This window comes from Chryseobacterium taichungense (assembly GCF_900109935.1).
GTDB lineage: Bacteria > Bacteroidota > Bacteroidia > Flavobacteriales > Weeksellaceae > Chryseobacterium > Chryseobacterium taichungense.
Genome location: NZ_FOBV01000002.1, coordinates 341,126 through 363,062 on the forward strand (window position 1 = coordinate 341,126; position 21,937 = coordinate 363,062).

General features: G+C 37.1%; 18 protein-coding genes. 15 read left to right on the forward strand and 3 right to left on the reverse strand.

The window, feature by feature from the left end:
* Position 1 precedes the first annotated feature (1 nt).
* From BMW64_RS05160 to BMW64_RS05170, 3 genes are all read left to right on the forward strand, one after another.
* Positions 2–1,729: a sodium:solute symporter family transporter gene (locus tag BMW64_RS05160; protein WP_089998918.1), complete on the forward strand. Its 1,728-nt coding sequence runs from the start codon at positions 2–4 to the stop codon at positions 1,727–1,729.
* A gap of 86 nt (positions 1,730–1,815) precedes the next feature.
* A complete protein-coding gene (locus tag BMW64_RS05165) occupies positions 1,816–2,397 on the forward strand; it encodes a Crp/Fnr family transcriptional regulator (protein ID WP_089998920.1) in 582 nt (193 codons plus the stop codon).
* Positions 2,398–2,454: 57 nt separating this feature from the next.
* Positions 2,455–2,817 carry a DUF4260 domain-containing protein gene (locus BMW64_RS05170; RefSeq protein ID WP_089998921.1) on the forward strand — a complete coding sequence of 121 codons (363 nt, stop codon included), beginning with the start codon at positions 2,455–2,457 and terminating at the stop codon, positions 2,815–2,817.
* Here BMW64_RS05170 and BMW64_RS05175 read toward each other — a convergent pair.
* Positions 2,814–3,500 (reverse strand): NUDIX hydrolase, encoded by a 687-nt coding sequence (locus BMW64_RS05175; protein WP_089998923.1) that lies wholly within the window; start codon positions 3,498–3,500, stop codon positions 2,814–2,816. The genes BMW64_RS05170 and BMW64_RS05175 overlap by 4 nt on opposite strands.
* Positions 3,501–4,023: 523 nt before the next feature.
* Here BMW64_RS05175 and BMW64_RS05180 point away from each other — a divergent pair.
* From BMW64_RS05180 to BMW64_RS05205, 6 genes are all read left to right on the forward strand, one after another.
* Entirely contained in the window at positions 4,024–6,411 is a 2,388-nt protein-coding gene (locus tag BMW64_RS05180) for a glycoside hydrolase family 127 protein (protein ID WP_089998924.1), read from the forward strand.
* A gap of 12 nt (positions 6,412–6,423) precedes the next feature.
* Complete coding sequence (locus tag BMW64_RS05185) at positions 6,424–8,334, forward strand: sialate O-acetylesterase (protein WP_089998926.1); 1,911 nt, start codon at positions 6,424–6,426, stop codon at positions 8,332–8,334.
* Positions 8,335–8,362: 28 nt separating this feature from the next.
* Entirely contained in the window at positions 8,363–9,811 is a 1,449-nt protein-coding gene (locus BMW64_RS05190) for an MFS transporter (RefSeq protein ID WP_089998928.1), read from the forward strand.
* 8 nt (positions 9,812–9,819) lie between these two features.
* The gene (locus BMW64_RS05195) at positions 9,820–10,965 is read left to right on the forward strand and encodes an endo-1,4-beta-xylanase (RefSeq protein ID WP_228400845.1); all 1,146 of its coding nucleotides are present in this window, start codon (positions 9,820–9,822) and stop codon (positions 10,963–10,965) included.
* A 136-nt stretch (positions 10,966–11,101) separates the two neighbouring features.
* The gene (locus tag BMW64_RS05200) at positions 11,102–12,076 is read left to right on the forward strand and encodes a glycoside hydrolase family 43 protein (RefSeq protein ID WP_089998930.1); all 975 of its coding nucleotides are present in this window, start codon (positions 11,102–11,104) and stop codon (positions 12,074–12,076) included.
* 100 nt (positions 12,077–12,176) lie between these two features.
* Positions 12,177–14,210, forward strand: a complete 2,034-nt coding sequence (locus BMW64_RS05205; RefSeq protein ID WP_089998932.1) for an alpha-glucuronidase — start codon at positions 12,177–12,179, stop codon at positions 14,208–14,210.
* Positions 14,211–14,331: 121 nt separating this feature from the next.
* Here the strand turns inward: BMW64_RS05205 and BMW64_RS05210 are convergent, their stop codons facing one another.
* The gene (locus BMW64_RS05210) at positions 14,332–14,928 is read right to left on the reverse strand and encodes a hypothetical protein (RefSeq protein ID WP_089998933.1); all 597 of its coding nucleotides are present in this window, start codon (positions 14,926–14,928) and stop codon (positions 14,332–14,334) included.
* Between the two features lie 161 nt (positions 14,929–15,089).
* Here BMW64_RS05210 and BMW64_RS05215 point away from each other — a divergent pair, with 161 nt between their 5' ends.
* The 3 genes from BMW64_RS05215 to BMW64_RS05225 all read left to right on the forward strand — a co-directional run bounded on the left by BMW64_RS05215 (position 15,090) and on the right by BMW64_RS05225 (position 18,265).
* A complete protein-coding gene (locus tag BMW64_RS05215) occupies positions 15,090–15,962 on the forward strand; it encodes an AraC family transcriptional regulator (protein ID WP_089998934.1) in 873 nt (290 codons plus the stop codon).
* 79 nt (positions 15,963–16,041) lie between these two features.
* On the forward strand, positions 16,042–17,229 hold the full coding sequence (gene galK, locus BMW64_RS05220; protein ID WP_228400846.1) for a galactokinase: 1,188 nt from the start codon (positions 16,042–16,044) through the stop codon (positions 17,227–17,229).
* A complete protein-coding gene (locus BMW64_RS05225; RefSeq protein ID WP_089998936.1) occupies positions 17,213–18,265 on the forward strand; it encodes a UDP-glucose--hexose-1-phosphate uridylyltransferase in 1,053 nt (350 codons plus the stop codon). The genes galK and BMW64_RS05225 overlap by 17 nt, the downstream gene beginning before the upstream one ends.
* Positions 18,266–18,332: 67 nt before the next feature.
* Here the strand turns inward: BMW64_RS05225 and BMW64_RS05230 are convergent, their stop codons facing one another.
* Positions 18,333–18,782: a PA2169 family four-helix-bundle protein gene (locus BMW64_RS05230; protein WP_089998938.1), complete on the reverse strand. Its 450-nt coding sequence runs from the start codon at positions 18,780–18,782 to the stop codon at positions 18,333–18,335.
* Positions 18,783–18,946: 164 nt separating this feature from the next.
* On the opposite strand from BMW64_RS05230, the gene BMW64_RS05235 reads away from it, so the two are divergent.
* From BMW64_RS05235 to BMW64_RS05245, 3 genes are read left to right on the forward strand one after another with little or no spacing between them, the layout of a single operon-like run.
* A complete protein-coding gene (locus BMW64_RS05235) occupies positions 18,947–19,615 on the forward strand; it encodes a MarR family winged helix-turn-helix transcriptional regulator (RefSeq protein WP_089998940.1) in 669 nt (222 codons plus the stop codon).
* A gap of 2 nt (positions 19,616–19,617) precedes the next feature.
* Positions 19,618–21,087, forward strand: a complete 1,470-nt coding sequence (locus tag BMW64_RS05240; protein WP_089998942.1) for a phytoene desaturase family protein — start codon at positions 19,618–19,620, stop codon at positions 21,085–21,087.
* Positions 21,088–21,092: 5 nt separating this feature from the next.
* Complete coding sequence (locus BMW64_RS05245) at positions 21,093–21,929, forward strand: phytoene/squalene synthase family protein (RefSeq protein ID WP_089998943.1); 837 nt, start codon at positions 21,093–21,095, stop codon at positions 21,927–21,929.
* The last annotated feature ends 8 nt before the right edge of the window (positions 21,930–21,937 follow it).

Genomic DNA, 21,937 nt, shown 5'->3' on the forward strand with positions numbered 1-21,937 from the left:
TATGGGAAATTTAGCAACTCTTGATATCATCATATTTCTGGTTTATTTTGTGGTGGTTGCAGGCTACGGAATCTGGATTTATAACAGAAAAAAATCTGCAGCAACAGGCAGTAAAGATTATTTCCTGGCGGAAGGTTCATTAACTTGGTGGGCAATCGGGGCGAGTTTAATTGCTTCTAATATTTCGGCGGAACAGTTCATCGGAATGTCCGGCGAAGGATTTTTCGTGGGCGTAGCGGTGGCTGCTTACGAATGGATTGCTGCGTTGGCTCTCATCATTATTGCGATTTGGTTCATTCCGATTTATCTTAAAAATAAAATTTACACCATGCCGCAATTCCTGGAAACCCGTTACAACAAATCGGTTTCCCTGATTATGGCTGTGTTCTGGCTGTTTTTATATGTAATTGTAAATTTAACCTCAATCCTTTATTTAGGTGCTTTGGCAATTGATACTTTGCTTGGCGGCGGCAGTCTGCATATCATCATGATCGGATTACTTGTAATGGCTTTGTTAATCGGTCTTGGCGGAATGAAAGTAATCGGTTACACCGACGTAATTCAGGTGGCGGTTTTGATTATCGGAGGTTTTGCCACGGTATATATGGCGCTTCAGATCGTTGACCAAAGAGTAAACGGCGCGGCGGTAGGAAATGCTTTGGCAGGCTTCAATACATTAATACATGAAGCACCACAACATTTTAAATTAATGCTTGATAAACCAACGACCACAACTACAACGTTGGCAATGCCTGAAAACCTGAATGTTCAGAAATATGTCGTTCTTCCTGGATTAGCAATGTATTTTGCCGGACAGTGGATTGTAAATTTAAATTATTGGGGTTGTAATCAGTACATCACGCAAAGAGCTTTGGGAGCTGATTTGAAGACGGCGAGAACGGGGATTTTATTCGCAGGATTCTTAAAATTATTTATGCCGATTATCGTAATGCTTCCGGGAATTGCAGCTTATGTTTTATACACGAAAGGTCACTTGCCTGGTTTCAATGGAGTGAAAGACGGCGCCTATTCTGCAATATTAGGATTTTTGCCGGTTGGTCTGAAGGGTCTTGCTGTAGCGGCTTTGACGGCAGCAATCGTTGCTTCACTGGCAGGGAAAGTAAACAGTATTTCGACGATTTTCACTTTAGATATCTATAAAAAGTATTTAAAAGCTGATGCCACAGAAATTGAGATGGTAAGAACCGGACGTTGGGCAATTATTATTGCGATGTTTGTCGCTTTAGCATTTACCTGGACAGACGTTTTAGGAATCGGCGGTGAAGGTGGATTTACCTTCATTCAGAAATATACAGGATTCATAAGTCCGGGAGTTTTTGCGATGTTCTTACTGGGAATGTTCTGGAAAAGAACGACGGGAACTGCAGCTTTGGTAGGCGTAATTTTAGGATTCGTTCTGGCGATTTTCTTCAACAGCTTTGCTGTGGAAATTTTCGGAAAAGAAACCTGGTTATACACAGCTTTCACTTATGAAAAACTGGAAAATGGCGTAGTTCACACGATTACCGAAATTCCATTTTTGATTAATATGGGATGGTCATTCTTTATCACAATTGTTGTTATGATTCTCATAAGTCTTGCCGGCCCTAAAGTGAATCCAAAAGCTTTTGTTATCGACGCTTCAATGTTCAAAGTGGATAACAGAACGTTGGTTCTGATTGTAGTAACATTACTTTTACTGACAGCACTTTATGTGAGGTTCTGGTAAAATTATCATACAATAAAATAAATGCAGGATGCCGAAATGGTATCCTGTTTTTGTTTAATTTTAATTCACAATTTAGAAAGAATTAAATGAATGATTTTAAGGAATTGATACAGCAATATTTTGGTCCGTTGGGTTCTCAGGAACTTTCTGTTATTCAGTCTTATTTTAAAGAAGAGAAATTATGTAAAAATGAAATATTTACAAATTCCGGACAGATTTGCAACAGATTAAGCATTGTAAAATCTGGTATTTTACGTGTTTTTGCTTTGTCGGAAAATGGCAGAGAAATTACGCAATGGCTTTCCACCAAAGATTTTTTTGTTACCGAATTAATGGGGTTCTTCTTTAATCAACCCAATCGATGGACGATACAGGCTTTTACCGAAGTCGAATTACTGACCATTTCCAAAACAGATTATGTAAAACTCTGTCAGGAATTTCCAAAATGGTTTGAAATTGAGAAACAATTTATTATTAAATGTTTTGCAATGATGGAAGACCGAATTTTTTCGCATCTTTCGATGACGGCAGAGGAACGGTACAATCAATATTTTGAGCAAAATAGGGAATTATTCCATCAGGTTCCGTTGCAGTATATTGCATCAGTTTTGGGAATGACGCCGGAAACATTCAGCAGAATCAGAAAGCGACAGGCGGAAAATTCTTGATTTTTGTCAAGCGAACATATTTTGAATTGTCAGACATTTGTCTGATAAATATTCGAAATGAAAAATCTTTTGATGCTTGAAGAATTAGGACAATTTTGTCTCGCTATTTTCCTTTTCAGTCAGTTACAGTATTCATGGTGGCTTTTTCCGCTTTGCCTCTTGCTTCCAGATGTATCCATGATTGGTTACTTAATCAGTCCTAAAATTGGAGCTTGGGTTTATAACTTTTTCCATCATAAATTGTTCGCAGTCGTTGTTTTGATTTTAGGATTTTACCTTAAAATTCAAGTTGTAGAATTTATTGGAATTATTCTATTCGCACATTCTGCGATGGACCGGATTTTCGGATACGGACTGAAATTCAACGATCATTCTAAGCATACCCATTTAGGCTGGGCCGGTAAAAAGAATGATATCTAAATCTTAAACATAAAACCCTCAGCAAGCTTTTTCTTATATTTACCTTCATCAAATCGGTACAGAAATGATCCTTTTTTCGAAGATGTCATATCTTTTTCCTCTGTTTTCACAAGGATATCCAGCGCATTGATTTTACTGATGAAATTACGCTTGTCATATTGCTCATTGAAAATGGCTTCATAAAGACTTTGAAGATCTTTCATGGTAAACTTTTCCGGTAACAGCTCAAATCCAATAGGTCTTGTAGAAGCTCTTCTTCTTAATCGTAATACTGCATCCTTCACCATTTCATTATGATCAAAAATAAGAGTAGGGAAATTCTGAAGATCAAACCATTTGGCACTGTATTTCTCATTAATCTGAATATTTTTCTCAATATTGATTAAAGCGTAATACGAAATCGACATAATTCTGGCTGTCGGCTCCCTGTTAATTTCGGTATATGAATTGAGCTGTTCGAGATAGATGTTTTCAAGCCCGGTAAGCGTATTCAGAACGCGATTGGCCGCTTGGTCAGAGCTTTCTTTATCATCAATAAAACCGCCCATTAGCGACCATTCTCCCAGTTTGGGTTCAAAATTTCTTTGTACAAGAAGTATTTTAAGATTTTCACCATCGAATCCGAAAATAATGCAGTCAACAGCTACTAAATGTCTGGGATATTGAGAATAATCCTGCGTCATCTTTATATTTTATACAAAGGTAAAGTATTTAGTGTTACGATAATATAGAAATGTGTTTTTTACACTTTTTTTCTGAAATTTTTTAGCTTGCTTAAAAATACGTCTGTTGGAAATGATTTCGGGAGAATAAAAATCCATTTTAGCGTAATTTTTATCAATAAAAAGCATTAATTGAACATGAAATCAATGTTAAAATTATGTTAATTTTTAAATTTTTATTCAATCAATAACCAGAAAATAATTTTCAGGCCTTACTATTAAAAATACGATAAGTGGTTTTCTGAATTATTAACAATTTTAGTTAAATGTCGTGTATTCATTTTGTATACAATCATTTAAATTTACTGGTCTGATTTTCTTATCGATTAATAATCTTATTTTTTATGATAAGTTACTAAAGTTTTGTCTGTTTTAAATTGTATTTTAAATTTTCTGCTTAAACGATTTTACCTTACAAATTCTTAAAATGTTTTGTATATAGATTCTTTCTTTTATTTTAGAAATGTTGAAATAACATTTATTAATGAATAAAAAATTCTCCATTATAGCATTAGGTTTCGCATCGTTGACTTTCGCACAAGTGAGTCAGAAAATCCAATATTTTCCATTGCGAGATGTCAGGCTGTCGGAAAGTGTTTTCAATAAAGCCATGCAGGCGGATAAAAATTATATCCTCTCTATGGAACCCGACAGACTTTTGGCACCTTATCTCAAGGAAGCAGGCTTAAAACCAAAAGCGGAAAACTATCCGAACTGGGAAAATACAGGTCTTGACGGCCATATCGGAGGGCATTATCTTTCGGCGTTATCACTGATGTACGCGTCAACAGGAGATCCTAAGATCAAACAGAGACTGGATTACATGATTGATGAGCTTGACCGTTGTCAGATGACGTCCGGGGAAGGTTATATTTCAGGAGTTCCTGCAGGCAAAAAAATCTGGAAAGAAATTTCAGAAGGTAACATCCGCGCTTCCAGTTTTGGACTGAATGACAGATGGGTTCCTTTATACAATATTCATAAAATGTATGCCGGGCTCCGGGATGCTTATTGGTATGCCGGAAGCGAAAAGGCAAAAAATATGCTCATTAAGCTTACCGACTGGATGGTCAATGAAGTTTCCGGACTTTCTGATGAACAGATCCAGGATATGCTTCGAAGTGAGCACGGCGGACTGAATGAGGTTTTTGCGGATGTTTATGAAATTACAAAAGATAAAAAATACCTTAAGCTTGCCCACAGATTTTCGCATCAGGCAATTCTTAATCCTTTGCTTCTGGGAGAAGACAAACTTACAGGAATTCATGCCAATACTCAGATTCCGAAAGTAATCGGATATAAACGCATCGCCGATCTTGAAAACAACCAGCAATGGAATAATGCAGCGGATTTTTTCTGGCACAATGTTACTGAAAAAAGATCTTCCGTTATCGGAGGAAACAGCGTCAGTGAACATTTTAATCCTGTTAATGACTTCAGCAGCATGATCAAAAGTATCGAAGGTCCTGAGACCTGCAATACCTACAATATGCTAAAGCTCACAAAAGCTCTTTTTGCAACATTACCCAAGTCATATTATATGGATTATTATGAGAAAGCGCTTTATAACCATATTCTTTCCACCGAAAATCATGATAAAGGAGGTTTTGTGTACTTCACACCGATGCGTCCCGGACATTATCGTGTATACTCACAACCTCAGACAAGCTTTTGGTGCTGTGTCGGTTCAGGACTGGAAAATCACGCTAAATATGGTGAAATGATTTATGCACATTCAGATAATGACCTTTACGTTAATCTGTTCATTCCATCAACGGTCAAATGGGCAGACAGGAAAATTCTGATCAGACAGGAAAATAATTTTCCGGAAACTCCATCCACCAAATTGATTGTTGATTTGGCCGGAAAGGGAAATTTCAATCTGAAACTGAGATCTCCGGAATGGGCTAATCCTTCTGAAGCAACCATTTCAATTAATGGAAAACAGCAACATGTACAGCCTGATGCCGACGGCTATTTTACTTTAACCAGAAAATGGAAAAAAGGAGATGTGATCGAAATGAATCTTCCGATGCATCTTTCTGCAGAGCAATTGCCGGATAAATCAGATTATTACGCTTTTAAATACGGACCTGTTGTTCTTGCTGCTACATACGGAACAGAAAATCAACAGGGATTATTAGCTGATGACAGCCGTGGAGGGCATATTGCCCACGGACCGCAAATTCCGTTAAATGATATTCCTGTTATTTTAGGAAATGGCAAGGAAGTTATTAATCACGTGAAACCGGTTAATGATAAAGATCTTACATTCAGTCTTACAGGACTTTATCCTAAGGAAAAGTTTGATAAAGCATTTCAGCTGGTTCCGTTTTATAAAATTCAGGAAGAAAGATATATTTTGTATTGGCCACAGGCAGATCAGGATAAAATAGAAACCATCCAGAAAAAGAAAGCGGAAGAAGAGGCCGAAACCAGAAAACTTGATCTCATCACCGCAGATAAAATTCAACTGGGTGAGCAACAGCCGGAATCTGATCATTATTTTGAAAGCAAAGATTCGAACACCGGATATATGGAAGACCGTCATTTCCGCGATGCTAAAGGATGGTTCAGCTACCGGATGAAAAATCCGGGCAAAAATGCTGCTTATCTGTATATTTTATATTTTGATGCTAATGCAAACCGCGCTTTGAATATAGACATTAACGGGAAAAAAGTATCTGCTAAGAAGTTTGATGGCAAAGCAGGGAATTCACCCCAGTACATGCTTTTGCCGATTCCGGAAACAGAAAAGAATAAAGAAATTCTTAGTGTAAAATTTTATACTGAAGAGCAGATGACCACTTCAAAGATCATTGAGGTACGTTTGCTGACAAAGGATTATAATAAATCAGACACATTAAATTAAAAAAGATTTTCCATGAAAGTATATTGTTCTAAAATTTTATTTTTAATTATAGCCATTTTCAGTGTTTGTTTATTTGATGCTAAAGTAAAGCTTCCCGCATTGGTTTCAGACGGAATGATTCTCCAAAGGAATCAGAAACTGAAGATCTGGGGCTATGCAGATGCGGGCGAAAAGGTAAATATTAAATTTTTAAATAAAACGTATTCTACAACAGCTGATAACACAGGAAACTGGAATGTTACGCTTCCCGAGCTCAAAGCCGGCGGACCGTTTGTAATGACCATCAATGATATCACCCTTAAAGATATTTTAATTGGTGATGTCTGGGTAGCATCCGGTCAATCGAATATGGAACTTCCGATGAGAAGGCTTACGCCGCTGTACGGAGAAGAAATGAAAACCGTTAATAATCAGAATATCAGGTTTTTTACCGTTCCGCAGCAATACAATTTTAAAACTCCGCAGAATGATCTGAATGGAGGAAAATGGGAAGCAGCCAATCCGCAGACTATCCTGGACTTTTCAGGAGTTGCATATTTTTTTGCTAAAAATCTTAATGAAAAAAACAAAGTACCTGTAGGAATTATTCACACCAGTCTGGGCGGTTCTCCGGTGCAGGCATGGATGGATGCAAATTCACTAAAAAAATATCCTGAATATCTCGAAGAAGCAGAAAAATGGAAAAATGATGATTTAATTAAATCCACAGAATCCAACGAACAGTCATTAAGCAAAGCATGGTACGCAGAACTTGACCAAAGCGATATCGGTCTGAATCAGCACTGGGAAAAATCTGATCTTGACGACTCGTCATGGAAAACTATGAATGTTCCGGGATCATGGGAAGATCAGGAAGGCCCGTTTGAAGGTTCTGTCTGGTTTAGAAAAGAAATAATTCTGCCGAAAGGTTCAGCACAAAAAACAGCTTTCCTTAATTTGGGAAGAATAAAAGATGCTGATGTTACTTACATCAATGGAGTAAAAGTAGGAAATGTTACTTACGAATATCCTCCGAGATGGTATGATATTCCTGCCGGCGTTTTAAAGGACGGGAAAAATATGATTACTGTAAGAGTGATCAACGGAAGCGGAAAAGGACAGTTCATTGCGGATAAACCTTATTACCTTGAAATAAGTGGCCAAAAAATCGATCTTAAAGGTCCATGGAAATACAGAATTGGTGCTAAAATGGAAAAAATAGCTCCCGGGCAGACTTTCATCCGTTGGAAACCGACCGGACTATACAATTCGATGATCAATCCGTTGATTAACTATAAAGTGAAAGGATTTCTGTGGTATCAGGGAGAGAGCAATACCGGAAAACCTAATGAGTATGGTGATCTTTTAACGACAATGATCAACGACTGGCGTTCCAAATGGCAGGAAAAAGATGCCCCATTCCTGATTGTTCAGCTTGCTAATTTTATGGAAGCTAAAAATCAGCCTGTGGAAAGTAACTGGGCAGAACTCAGAGACCAGCAGCGCAAAGTTTCGCTCAATGTTCCAAAATCAGGGCTTGCCGTAATTATAGACGTTGGAGAATGGAATGATATTCACCCTTTAGATAAAAAAACAGTAGGAGACAGGCTGGCTTTACAGGCATTAAAAATTGCCGATAAAGAAGATATTATTGCAGACGGACCTGTTTATCAATCAATGAAAACTGATGGAAATAAGATCATCCTTTCCTTCAAAAAAGGAACTGATGATTTTGCACCGGTTTCGGAATTAAAAGGCTTTGCGATCAAAGGAAGAGATGGAAATTATCAATGGGCAAAAGCCAAAATTCAGGGTAAAAATATCATTGTGTGGAATGACGAAATAAAAGATCCGGTTTCCGTACGATATGACTGGGCAGACAATCCCGATGGAAATTTAAAAAACAAAGCCGGGCTTCCCGCTTCATCTTTTACAACAGAATAAAATAACTTATAGAAATCAAATATTTGAAATGAATAATCAGCCACAAAAAATATCGGTTATAGAAAAAGTAGGCTACAGTTTGGGCGATCTTGCTGCCAATCTTGTTTTTCAGACCCTTGTAACCTATCTCGCTTACTTTTACACGGATATTTACGGATTAAAGGCAGAAGATGCTTCGGTAATCACGCTAATTGTAGGATTAATTGCCGGTTTCGGCTTCAATCCGATGATCGGGGCTTTGGCCGACCGTACCAGTACGAAATGGGGAAAATTTCGTCCATGGATTCTTTTTACTGCAGTTCCACTGGGGATTGCTGCTTTGCTGGCCTTCAGCACACCCGGTTTTTCTTACAAAGGAAAAATGATTTATGCAGCGGCAACTTACTCATTATTATTGCTATTATATGCTGCTAATAATTTACCTTATGCAGCACTAAGCGGTGTGATCACAGGAGATATGGGGGAAAGAAACAGTATTTCTTCATATCGTTTTGTAGCGGTGATGTTTGCCCAGTTTTTTGTTCAGGTCTTCATGTTGCCGATCATTTTATCCGTTGGCCATGGTGATAAAGCTGCCGGTATCGAAACCGTTATGACATGGCTTGCCGTGATAGGCTCTGTGATGCTTCTGATCACATTTTTCACCACGAAAGAAAGAATTATTCCTAAACCGGAACAAAAATCTACTTTAAAAGAGGATTTAAAGGATATTTTCCAGAACAGACCATGGATTATCATGCTCACCGTTACGGCTTTTATTTTCATTACGCTGGCGATGAAAGGAGGGGCGTATGTATATTATTTTAACAATTATGTAGATGAAACATCGCTGAAAAGCTTTATTTCTCCCATCACCTCTTTTTTCAACTCGATCGGAATGAATTTCTTCGGGGAAGATCCTAAATCAGCAGGTTTCGGATTATTTAATGCAGGAGGAATTATTATGATGATTATTGGAATTACTTTTTCTAAAAGATTTGCGGATAAATACGGAAAGCGTGACACCTTCATTGCATCGCTTTTTATTTCTACTTTATTTGTTCTGTTCTTTATTTTTTACCCTCCGAAAGCGGTAGGGATTATGTTCCTGTCACAGATTTTACATGGATTCTTTTACGGAATCAGCACGCCTTTACTATGGGCTATGATTGCCGACGTTGCCGACTACTCCGAATGGAAAAACAACAGAAGAGCAACAGCGATTATCTTTTCTGCCATGATGGTAGGTTTAAAGGTTGGCTTAAGTATAGGAAGTTCGTTAGTAGCCCTCATTATCGGTAAATACGGATATATTTCTACGGAAGGCAGCGTAAATGTTGTTCAGCCTGAAACAGTAGCAGCGGGTGCAAAAATGTTGGTGAGTGTGTTCCCATCAATCCCTTTTTTCATCGCATGCGGACTGCTTTTATTTTACAAAATTAACAAGAAAATGGAAGTTCAGATTGAGAAAGATCTGGCGGAAAGAAGAAAACAATAATTATGAATATGAAGCGTATTATTTTATTTAGTTTAATGACTTTGGCTGTTTCAAATGTAGGAGCCCAAAAATCTGATAATTCTCTGAAGAAAGCTTTTAAAGATAAATTTTATATAGGAACAGCCATGAGCCTTCCGCAAATTAACGGAACGGATGTGAAATCTGATCAGATTATCACTTCACAGTTTAGTTCAATTGTTGCAGAAAACTGTATGAAATCAATGTTTTTACAACCTCAGGAAGGAAAATTTTTCTTTGATGATGCCGATCGTTTTGTGTCTTTTGGTGAAAAAAACAACATGTTTATCATTGGTCATACACTGATCTGGCATTCGCAGTTGCCAAAATGGTTTTTTGTGGACAAAGATGGTAAAAATGTTTCCGCTGAAGTGCTTAAACAGCGAATGAAAAGTCATATCACCACTGTTGTTTCAAGATACAAAGGTCGTGTGAAAGGCTGGGATGTTGTGAATGAGGCTATTATGGAAGACGGGACGTACAGAAAAAGCAAGTTTTATGAGATTCTCGGAGAAGAATTTATTCCGCTGGCTTTCCAGTACGCGCACGAAGCCGATCCGAATGCTGAATTGTATTACAATGATTACAACGAATGGTTTCCTGAAAAAGTAAAAACGGTACTCAATATCGTTAGAAAGATGAAATCCAGAGGGATAAGAGTTGACGGTGTTGGTATGCAGACACACGTTGGTCTTGATAATCCGAAACTGGCAGAATATGAAAAAGCCCTGGTAGATTACGCTGCCGCAGGAGTAAAAGTGAATATCACTGAAATGGAAATCAGTGCATTGCCCTCACCATGGGGAACTTCTGCCAACATTTCCGACAAAGTAGAGTATGATGCAAAGATGAATCCTTACACTAAAGGTCTTCCTGAAAATGTGCAAAAGGATTGGGAAAACCGCTATCTTAGTTTTTTCCGTCTGTTCATCAAGCATCAGGATAAGATCAGAAGGGTTACGTTATGGGGTGTGACGGATAATCAATCCTGGAAAAATGATTTCCCTGTAAAAGGCCGAACTGATTATCCATTACTCTTCGAACGCAATTTTAAAGCAAAACCTGTTGTGGGAAAAATTATTCAATTAACAAAGGAAAATAATATTACTAAACCACAAAAGCCACAAAAGAAATAATTGGAAACAGAATGATTAAAAGAACAAAAAAGCGGAATATTCCTATAATACTTTTTTGAACTTTTGAAAAACTTATTAAAAAAATAAATCTTTTGTGGTTAAAAACAAAATCTATTATCTAAAAGTCTAAACTAAAATGAACAAAGCAAAATATCTATTCCCGAAAGACTATATGGCAGATCCTTCCGTACATGTTTTCGAGGGTAAAATTTATATCTATCCTTCCCACGACCGTGAAAGCGGAATTGAAGAAAATGACAACGGCGATCACTTCGATATGAATGATTACCACGTTTTTTCTTTAGATGATATAGAAAATGGAGAAATTACCGATCATGGAGTTGTACTTTCCGTGAAGGATATTCCCTGGTCGGGGAGACAGTTATGGGACTGTGATGTTGCTTTTAAAGACGGCAAATATTATATGTATTTCCCATTAAAAGATAAAAATGATATTTTCAGAATAGGTGTTGCAGTGAGCGACAAACCGTACGGACCTTTTGTTCCCGAAAAGCATCCGATGATGGGAAGTTACAGCATTGATCCATGTATTTTTGAAGAAAACGGAAAACATTATATATATTTTGGAGGAATCTGGGGCGGACAGTTACAACGTTACAGAAACAATAAAGCCTTGGAATCCGCAGTAATTCCTCAGGATGATGAAGCTGCCATTCCATCCAAAGTTGCTTTGTTAAGCGAAAATATGCTTGAGTTTGCCGAAGAGCCTAAAGATGTTCTTATCCTCGATGAAAACGGAAATCCTCTGCTTCATGGGGACAAACACCGCTTCTTTGAAGCTTCTTGGATGCACAAATACAATGGCAAATATTATTTTTCATATTCAACGGGCGATACTCATTTACTATGTTATGCAACCGGTGATAATCCTTACGGACCATTTACTTTTCAGGGTGAAATCTTAACACCTGTGGTCGGCTGGACGACCCATCACAGTATTGTTGAGTTTAAAGGAAAATGGTATCTGTTCTTTCACGACAGCGTTCCAAGCGGCGGAAGAACCTGGCTTCGAAGCATGAAAGTTGTTGAACTGGAATATGATGCTGATGGTAAAATTAAAACTATTGAAGGATTGGACGAAAATCAATAAACTTTGTCAAAGTTTTCAATTATCAACGGAACCCGAAGGGTTCAATAACAATAGCCGTAGGTAAATCTATGGAAAATAAAATTAATTAAAGTAAATCTAAATGCAACATTTCCGAGCTTATTTTGTACTATTTCTAATAATTCCGTTAATGATCTTTGCGGAAGACGGAAGTCAGCTTTGGCTTCGCTTTCCTGCAAAAAATGGGATATCGGCAGATCAGATCATTGCTAAAGGAAACAGTCCGACTTTAAATATTGCCAGAAAAGAATTAAGCAGTCATTGGCAGGGACAAACAGTGGAGCTGAGAACTGATAAATCATTAAAAAAACTAAAGGATGGCTACACAATAAAATCCAGCCAGAATAAAATTGTAATTTCTGCCGGAAAGGAAATAGGTTTGCTGTATGGAGTATATCATATTTTAAGGCTTCAGCAGAATCAAGTTTCAACGTTAAATTTAAATATTACAGAAAAACCTTCGTACGATGTAAGAATTCTCAATCATTGGGATAATCTTGACGGAACCATCGAACGTGGTTATGCAGGGCATTCGCTTTGGAAATGGGAAGATTTACCAAATATAATTTCTCCCCGATATGAAGAATACGCATGGGCAAATGCTTCTGTCGGCATCAATTCTGTGGTATTGAACAATGTTAATGCTTCTCCCAACATGCTTCGGGAGGATTACCTGAAGAAAGTAAAAGTGCTGGCAGATATTTTCAGACCGTACGGAATCAGAGTTTATCTTTCGGTAAATTTTGCCTCACCTAAAGTATTGGGAGGAACCGAAAATTCAGATCCTTTAAATAAAAACGTTCAGAAATGGTGGAAAGATAAAGCTTCAGAAATTTATAAATTAATTCCGGACTTCGGTGGTTTTTTAGTGAAAGCCAATTCAGAAGGCCAGCCCGGACCTCAGGATTACGGGAGAACGCATGCTGACGGAGCCAACATGATGGCAGATGTCCTGAAGCCTTACGGAGGAATCGTTATGTGGAGAGCTTTTGTGTACAGCCCAAGCAAAGATGACCGTGCCAAGCAAGCCTACCTTGAATTTGTTCCTCTTGATGGGAAATTCAGGGATAATGTGATTATTCAGATTAAAAATGGACCTGTTGATTTTCAGCCTCGCGAAGCATTCAATCCGTTGTTTGGAGCATTAAAGAAAACTCCTGAAATGGTAGAATTTCAGATCACGCAGGAATATCTGGGACAGGCTAATCATCTCGTTTATCTTGCTCCATTATTTAAAGAAACTTTGGAAAGTGATACTTATTCGAATGGCGAAGGTTCCACAATTGCTAAAATTACCGACGGGACATTAAGACCTGCAAAAATTACGGCCATTTCCGCTGTTGCCAATATCGGAGAAGATACCAACTGGACAGGTCATCATTTTGCACAGGCCAACTGGTATGCTTTCGGACGCCTGGCCTGGAATCATGAACTCAGCGCAGATCAGATTGCAAAGGAATGGATCACCATGACTTTTACCGATAATGAAAAGTTTGTCAATCCTGTTAAAGAAATGATGCTCACTTCAAGAGAAACCGCTGTTGATTATATGATGCCTTTGGGTCTTCACCACATTTTTGCAGGAGGACACCACTATGGACCAGAACCCTGGGGAGATTATAAAGGAGGAAGACCTGACTGGTCGCCGGTATATTATCATCAGGCCGATAAAAATGGAGTAGGATTCGACAGAACCAAAACGGGCAGCGATGCTGTTTCTCAATATTTTCCACCGCTTAATGAGATCTATGGAAATATTAAAACCTGTCCTGAAAATCTTATTTTATGGTTCCACCATGTTCCGTGGGACTATAAAATGAAAGACGGAAAAACCCTGTGGGAAGAACTTTGTTATAAATATGATTCAGGAGTTCATGAAGTGAGAGATTATCAGAAAATCTGGGATCAGATGGAACCTTACATCGATGAACAAAGATTTGCAGAAGTACAGTCAAAACTGAAAATCCAGTCTAAAGATGCAGTCTGGTGGAAAGATGCCTGTTTATTGTATTTCCAGACTTTTTCTCAGATGCCGATTCCTTATGAAATAGAAAGACCGGTGCATGAGCTGGAAGATCTGAAAAAAATAAAGCTCAAGATGGGCCACCATAATTAAAAAAAATGAGGCAACTCTTTTTCCGTAATTTGAAAATAAGAGTTGCCTCATAAAAAAATAACTGTACGTAAAATTTATCCGGGACTAATCGGATCAACTATATAAATAATTTAGTTTAAGATTATTTCAGAGAAATTATCTTGTTAAAAATATTTCCATTTTCTTCTACTCGGATGATGTAGTTTTCTGAAGTATTTCGGTTAAGATCAAATGTCAAATCCAATTCCCCATTCGCAGATTGTTTAGTTTGATTATAATAACTGTTGTTTGCAAAATCCATCACAGAAATGTTCACCGGATTTTTTGTGTTGGATAAATGAAGCTTCACCATATTATCTGAAATTGTATATTCAGGTTTATTGATTACGCTCACAGGAGTTTTATCCACTTCCATCACATTATTCTTAGTGATACTAATTCTGTACTTTTCAACTTTTGTTTCAGATTCTGCAACCAGGTAATACGTTCCTGAAGCAAATTCATTCAGATCATAAGATTTTGATACCGAATTTTCAGTGTTTAATTTTTCTGAAAATAACTCACCATCAATATCGTTATAAACAAACAATGAAACATTTTTAGCATTTGATATTTCAAAGTTTAATGTTTTTGAATTTACATTTCCCAAAGAGATAGAAAAATCTCTGTCCTTACTCATCAAACTTGCTGAGATTAATAAGAATCCTGCAAGAAAACCAGATTTTAATAATTTATTCATAATGATAAGTTTTTTGTTGTTGAAAATTTATATTGCAAATCTACACCAGTAATCTTTTCGTTTCTACAATACAATTTTCACATATATGTACAATATTAACCTTTTTTGTATGTTAATTAAATATTAATTGTTAATTTTGCATATATAATAGAAGGTATAATATGAAACATTCACATCCCGCTTTTGAAGCCATAAAACCTAATATTGGCAGTAGTTTTACCAGCCTCAAATTTCTTAGGAATGAAAATATAAAATCACATGTCTGGCATTATCATCCGGAAGTTGAGCTCATATTTGTTTGCAAAGGATCAGGAAAAAGACAGATAGGAAGTAATATTTCTTATTTTTCAGATGGCGACCTGGTACTGATTGGGAGCAATCTTCCCCATTGTGGACTCACCAATGAAAATACCAACAATGATTACGAAATGGTAATTCAGTTCAAGCCTGATTTCCTGGGAGAAAATATCTGGGAAACTCCTGAGATGCACAGAATTTCTGCTTTGCTTGAAAAATCAAAAGCCGGAATTGTTTTTGAGGAAAACATTAAAAAAACAGTCGGAAAAAAAATTGCTGATATGCATGAAATGTCATCGTTGAACAAGCTCATCAGCTTTCTCGAAATATTGGATGAACTGGCTACTACACAGGATTATAGAATATTAAACGCCGGAAAATATTATCTGCAGACACAGGTTGAGGATAATGAAAGAATCAACCATATTTTTAATTATGTGAAAGATCACTTCAAAGAACAGATCACCCTTGAAGAAATTGCCGATCTTGCCAATATGAAAGTGCCGTCTTTCTGCCGTTATTTTAAGAAAATTACGAATAAAACATTTACCCAGTTCGTGAATGAATACCGAATTACGCACTCTCTGAAACTCCTTGCAGAACAGCCTTTAAGCATTACTGAAGTTTGTTTCGAATCGGGTTTCAACAATTTCAGTTATTTTAATAAAACTTTTAAAGAATACATTAAAAAAAGTCCGTCACAGTACAGAAAAGAGTTTAATTATTTTATGGAATAATTTCAAAGACAATAATTGTTTATTTAAAATATACGTGTAAATTTAACACTTATAAATTACAGCATAAAATATTCGTATTTTGATCCAGGAAAAATTAATTAATGATACAAAAGAGGCTTTTAAAACTGCCTTTCAGTCAGAGCCCGAACATATCTTTCTTTCACCGGGAAGAATTAATATTATCGGTGAGCACGTTGATTACAGTGATGGTTTTGTTTTACCCGCCGCAATCGATAAGTATATTTGCTTTGCAGTAGAAAAGGTGGATTCTGAAACCTGTACTTTTTTTGCAAAGGACTTTAATGACAGTTTCAGTTTTAATATTAATGAAAAACAATCGCCTGTTGTACAAACCTGGGTCAATTATTTACTCGGTGTTTTCAATGCCATTCAGGAAGAAGGAAAGACAATCGGAGGATTACGGATTGCTTTCAGCAGTACGATACCGATGGGTTCCGGACTTTCTTCATCTGCAGCGCTGGAGTGCGGATTTGCTTTTATCCTTAATCAGATTTTTAATCTTGATTTTTCCAAAAAAGAAATTTCATTAATTGGTCAGAAATCAGAGCATACATTCGTTGGCGTCAAATGTGGAATTATGGATCAGTTTGCCTCCGTTTTTGGAAAAGACGGAAAAGTTATTATGCTCGACTGCCATTCGCTGGATCATCAATATTTTAATGCAGATCTTGAAGGCTACAGTTTGGTATTGTTCGACAGCTGTGTGAAACATACGCATCTCACATCGGGATACAACGACAGACGTCGGGATGTTGACAATGGGAAAAAAGCTTTATGGGAAAGATTTCCACATATTACCAGATTCCGGGATTTCAGCTTTGACATGCTTGACCAGGTGCGTGAGGAAATAGGAGAGATTTCATATAAAAGATGTCTTTATCTCCTGAAAGAAATCAAAAGAGTAGAGCAGGCAGCACAGGCTTTGTCTGAAAATAATGCAGTTCGCCTCGGAGAACTTCTTACCGAAACCCATTCCGGACTTTCTAAAGAATTTGAAGTCAGCTGCGATGAGCTTGATTTCCTTGTAGAACAGACCTTAAAAGAAGACGGCGTTCTCGGCGCAAGAATTATGGGCGGAGGATTTGGCGGCTGTAGCATCAATCTTATTAAAGAAGATTTTGTAGATAAAGTCATTAACACCATAAGTGAAAATTATCAGGCTGAATTTAATATTCAGATGAAAATATATCAGGTAAAAATTTCAGAAGGAACAAAAGAATACACAACCAATGAGTTCAGCATTTGACAGTAAGCAGCATCCGCACAGAAGATACAATCCGCTTTTGGACGAATGGATTTTGGTTTCTCCCCAACGCGCCAAAAGGCCTTGGCAGGGACAGACTGAAAAACCTGTAGAAGCAAAGCTTCCGCAATATGATCCGGAATGCTATCTGTGTTCAGGAAATGTTCGGGTGAATGGTCAGAGAAATCCGGATTATAAAGGGGTGTATGTTTTTAATAATGATTTTGGCTCTTTGCTCAATGAAAAAGTCGAATTCTCTGAGGATCATTCAGATTTTTTTTCTCTTAAGCCGGAACGCGGAATCAACAGGGTAATCTGTTTCTCAGAAAACCATAGCTTGACATTACCTGAAATGGAGGGTGAAGATATTAAAAACGTTGTGGATACCTGGCAACAACAATATGAGGAACTTGGAAGTGAAGATTTTATCAACCACGTTCAGATTTTCGAAAATAAAGGACAGGTCATGGGTTGCAGCAATCCTCATCCGCACGGACAAATATGGGCGCAATCATCTATTCCGTCTGCAGTGGTTAGAACTCAGGAAAATTTAAGGTTTTATTTTAAGAAAACCGGAAGATCACTTTTAGAGGACTACCTAAAAAAGGAATTGGAAGCTCGTGAAAGGATTATTCTGGAAAACGAAAGTTTTGTGGCGCTGGTTCCTTTCTGGGCGGTATGGCCTTACGAAACCATGATTATCAGCAAAAGAAAAATAGGTAATCTGCTTCAGTTTTCGGAAGAGGAGAAAATATTATTTGCAGAAATTATCAAAGATCTTACAACGAAGTATGATAATCTTTTTGAGATATCATTTCCGTATTCGGCGGGCATTCACCAATCTCCGACAGATGGACTGGAGCATCCCGAATGGCATTTTCATATGCATTTTTATCCACCGTTGCTTCGAAGTGCTGAGGTGAAAAAATTTATGGTAGGCTACGAAATGCTTGCCGAAGCACAAAGAGACATAACTCCCGAACAGAGCGCAGAAATCCTGAAGAATCTTTCAACAGTACATTATAAATTGAGATATTAGAATTTTTAAAAAAATAAGAGAGCTCTAAACAGGGCTCTCTTACTTCAATGATATTATCTAATAGTCATTAATTTAATTCTTCCAGATTTTCAAATCTTGCATAAGAAGATTTCAGATGATGAAGATGGTCAGAAACGACTTGTGAGCTTTCCGGGCAAAGATCTCCGCTGTCTAATGCATCTTCATATGCATTAATCGCTGCTTTTTCTCCAAAAACAACATTTTCAAGTGTAGATTCATCTTTGTTTCCAGTGAATGAATTTTTAACATCAATCCATGCTCTGTGAACAGCTCCGGCAGTACTTGTCGTATTATCTGCTTCACCTCCGCGTTCATTGATAAGTCTGACAAGATCAGATTTCATGGTTTGAGACTGAGAGACCATTTGATCATAATCGTTTTTTAACGCAGAATGGGTATCCCATACTTTGTCTTCAACTTTAGAAAATCCTTCAATTCTGTCATTCGTAATGTTCAGTAAATCGTTTAGTACTGAAACCGTTTTTTCGTTGTTCATATTAAATTTTTTATTGGTGTCCCTTGTATTTTACAATAAGCATGCCTTCTCACGTTAATTTTATTTAAAATTTAAAATAAAATGTTTGGCATAAAAAATGATGATGGTTTATAGTTATACTAAAATTTTATCAATTAGTATATTTATCAATTAAATTCAATATCATGAATTACAGAATGACAAAAGAAGTCATTGATCTTCTTGAACAGTTTGAAATCGAAAATACCGAAAGCTATTACCCAGCCAACATCAGTGGTTTTAAAGAATGGCTTTGTGATAAATCTTCATTTGAAAACAAACAAAAAGAAGAGCCATACTGGGAAGGAAAAGAAAATGGAAGAACTCCCGAAAGTGCTATAAGCACATTATTAGTCCATGTAAACCGATACGCTAAGACTTATTCCAAGTCTGCTATTTCAGATTCCGATTTTACCACGCAGGAAGATTTTATTTATCTTATTAATCTTAAGGCGTTCGGTAAAATGACGAAAATGGAGCTGATCAAAAAAAACATCCATGATAAGCCTGTAGGAATGCTCATTATTACAAGACTTCTGAAGCAAGGCTGGATTGAACAGGCAGAATCTGATATCGACAAAAGAAATAAAATCATATCCATCTCAGAAAAAGGAAAAGAAGCCCTTGAGAGACAAATGAAAAAGATAAGGGAAGCTACCGACATCGTTGCCGGAAATCTTACCTATCATGAAAAAATGGAACTCATCAGGATCCTTAATAAATTGGATCGCTTTCATTATCCCATCTTTTCCAGAAATATCGACAGCAAAGATCTGATCAAAACCGTTTACGAAGAATACTCATTTAAAAATTAACTATGAAAAAGAAAATTGCGGTAATAGGATCAGGATTTTCGGGGCTTTCGGCTGCAGCTTATGCTTCAAAAGAAGGTCATGAAGTACATCTTTTTGAGAAAAATAATGATCTCGGAGGAAGAGCACGAAATTTTAAAACCGAAAATGGGTATACATTCGATATGGGTCCCAGCTGGTACTGGATGCCCGATATTATAGAATCCTTTTTTAATGATTTCGGGAAAAAAGCCTCTGACTTTTACACGCTTGTTCCATTAGATCCGCAATTTGAAATGGTTTTCTCCGACGGAACAATGAATATTCCTCACAACTATCAGGAGATGAAAGACCTTTTTGAGAAAACAGAACCCGGAGCCGGAGATAAGCTCGATGCATTTATGGAAGATGCACAATACAAATATGAAGTCGGAATGCAGGATTTCGTCAATAAACCCTGCCATTCATGGTTTGAATTTGTTTCACCCAAAATAGCCAAGAGCGCTTTGAAGCTTGATCTTCTCACCAATTTTCAGCGATTTGTGCGAAAATATTTTACTCATCCAAAACTGATTGTTTTAATGGAGTTCCCTGTTATTTTTCTGGGTGCTGCACCAAAGGATATTCCTGCGTTGTACAGTTTAATGAACTACGGAGGATATAAGTTAGGGACATGGTATCCAATGGGCGGTTTCTCAAAAATCATCGATGCAATGAAAAATATTGCAGAAGAACAGGGAGCTCATTTTTACGTCAATGCAGATGTTGAAAAGATTAATGTAAAGGATAAAAAAGCTTCTTCATTGGTGGTAAATCAGAAGGAAATTGATTTCGATATGATCATTGCTTCTTCAGATTATCATCACACCGAAACAAAACTTCTTTCTGAGAACTACAGAAACTACAATGAAGAATACTGGAAGAAAAGAGTTTTCGCTCCTTCCTGCCTGATCTTTTATCTTGGATTTAAAGAAAAAATTCCAAATCTCAAGCATCACACCTTATTTTTTGAAAATGATCTGGATCTTCACACGGAAGAAATTTATAAGGATAAAAAATGGCCGACAAAACCTTTGTTTTACGCCTGCTGTCCTTCAAAAACCGATGATTCCGTAGCTCCGGAAAATTGTGAAAATGTTTTTCTTCTCATGCCTGTAGCGCCGGGGATTGAAGATTCCGAAGAGATAAGAGAACGATATTTCATGGAAATGATCTTAAGATTAGAAAAGCATACAGGTGCAACCGATCTTCTGCTGAAAATCGATTATAAAAGAAGCTATTGTGTAAAAGATTTTAAAGAAGACTATAATGCTTATCAGGGGAATGCATACGGACTTGCCAACACATTGTCCCAGACCGCCGTGCTGAAGCCATCACTCAGAAATAAAAAAATAAAGAATCTTTTCTATACGGGGCAGCTTACCGTACCCGGACCGGGTGTACCGCCATCCATCATTTCAGGAAAAATAGCTGCAAATCAAGCCAACAAAAATTGATTACTATGAAAAAACTATTTGACGAACTTTCTTATAAAGTCAGTAAAGAGACTACAAAACAATATAGTACAAGCTTTTCCCTGGGAATTTTGGCTTTGTCATCCACGATCAGAAATCCTATCTATGCCATTTACGGCTATGTACGCTTGGCAGATGAGATTGTAGACAGTTTCCATGATTATAATAAAGAAAGATTATTAAAAAAATTCAAAGAAGAAACCTTTCAGGCGTTGGAAGACCGTATCTCACTCAATCCCATACTGCAGTCGTTCCAGGAAACGATACACCGGTACAATATTGATGATAAGCTTATTCATCAGTTCTTGAAAAGCATGGAAATGGACCTTCAGAAAATCGATTATAATTCCGATCTTTACAAAGAATATATTCTGGGTTCCGCAGAAGTGGTAGGCCTCATGTGTCTTCAAATATTTGTAAATGGTAATAGGCAACAATATGAGAACCTTAAACCATATGCGATGATTTTAGGGTCGGCTTTTCAGAAAGTCAATTTCTTAAGAGATATGAAAGATGATTATTACACGTTAGGAAGAAGCTATTTTCCCAATCTTGATATGACTTCATTTGACAATAACGTAAAACTATCGATAGAAAAAGAGATCGAAGAAGAGTTCAGACAGGCACTGATCGGAATTAAAAAACTTCCTGCATCCTCGAGATTCGGAGTATATCTTGCCTACAGATATTATGTTTCTTTGTTTAAAAAGATTAAGAGAAAATCGGCTCAGACCATCATGAGCGAAAGAATCAGGATATCCAACGGTGCGAAGATCTCCTTGATGATGAGCTGTTATGTTCAGTACAAAACTTCTTTTTTATAATGACATTT

Excerpts from the sequence above, each read along its gene's own strand:
- BMW64_RS05210 (WP_089998933.1), bottom strand. The coding sequence starts at position 14,928 with ATGAATAAATTATTAAAATCTGGTTTTCTTGCAGGATTCTTATTAATC.
- BMW64_RS05175 (WP_089998923.1), bottom strand. The coding sequence starts at position 3,500 with ATGACGCAGGATTATTCTCAATATCCCAGACATTTAGTAGCTGTTGAC.
- BMW64_RS05240 (WP_089998942.1), top strand. The coding sequence starts at position 19,618 with ATGAAAAAGAAAATTGCGGTAATAGGATCAGGATTTTCGGGGCTTTCG.
- BMW64_RS05235 (WP_089998940.1), top strand. The coding sequence starts at position 18,947 with ATGAATTACAGAATGACAAAAGAAGTCATTGATCTTCTTGAACAGTTT.
- BMW64_RS05160 (WP_089998918.1), top strand. The coding sequence starts at position 2 with ATGGGAAATTTAGCAACTCTTGATATCATCATATTTCTGGTTTATTTT.
- BMW64_RS05215 (WP_089998934.1), top strand. The coding sequence starts at position 15,090 with ATGAAACATTCACATCCCGCTTTTGAAGCCATAAAACCTAATATTGGC.
- BMW64_RS05170 (WP_089998921.1), top strand. The coding sequence starts at position 2,455 with ATGAAAAATCTTTTGATGCTTGAAGAATTAGGACAATTTTGTCTCGCT.
- BMW64_RS05195 (WP_228400845.1), top strand. The coding sequence starts at position 9,820 with ATGAAGCGTATTATTTTATTTAGTTTAATGACTTTGGCTGTTTCAAAT.
- BMW64_RS05165 (WP_089998920.1), top strand. The coding sequence starts at position 1,816 with ATGAATGATTTTAAGGAATTGATACAGCAATATTTTGGTCCGTTGGGT.
- BMW64_RS05200 (WP_089998930.1), top strand. The coding sequence starts at position 11,102 with ATGAACAAAGCAAAATATCTATTCCCGAAAGACTATATGGCAGATCCT.
- BMW64_RS05180 (WP_089998924.1), top strand. The coding sequence starts at position 4,024 with ATGAATAAAAAATTCTCCATTATAGCATTAGGTTTCGCATCGTTGACT.
- BMW64_RS05205 (WP_089998932.1), top strand. The coding sequence starts at position 12,177 with ATGCAACATTTCCGAGCTTATTTTGTACTATTTCTAATAATTCCGTTA.
- BMW64_RS05230 (WP_089998938.1), bottom strand. The coding sequence starts at position 18,782 with ATGAACAACGAAAAAACGGTTTCAGTACTAAACGATTTACTGAACATT.
- BMW64_RS05185 (WP_089998926.1), top strand. The coding sequence starts at position 6,424 with ATGAAAGTATATTGTTCTAAAATTTTATTTTTAATTATAGCCATTTTC.
- BMW64_RS05225 (WP_089998936.1), top strand. The coding sequence starts at position 17,213 with ATGAGTTCAGCATTTGACAGTAAGCAGCATCCGCACAGAAGATACAAT.
- BMW64_RS05190 (WP_089998928.1), top strand. The coding sequence starts at position 8,363 with ATGAATAATCAGCCACAAAAAATATCGGTTATAGAAAAAGTAGGCTAC.
- BMW64_RS05245 (WP_089998943.1), top strand. The coding sequence starts at position 21,093 with ATGAAAAAACTATTTGACGAACTTTCTTATAAAGTCAGTAAAGAGACT.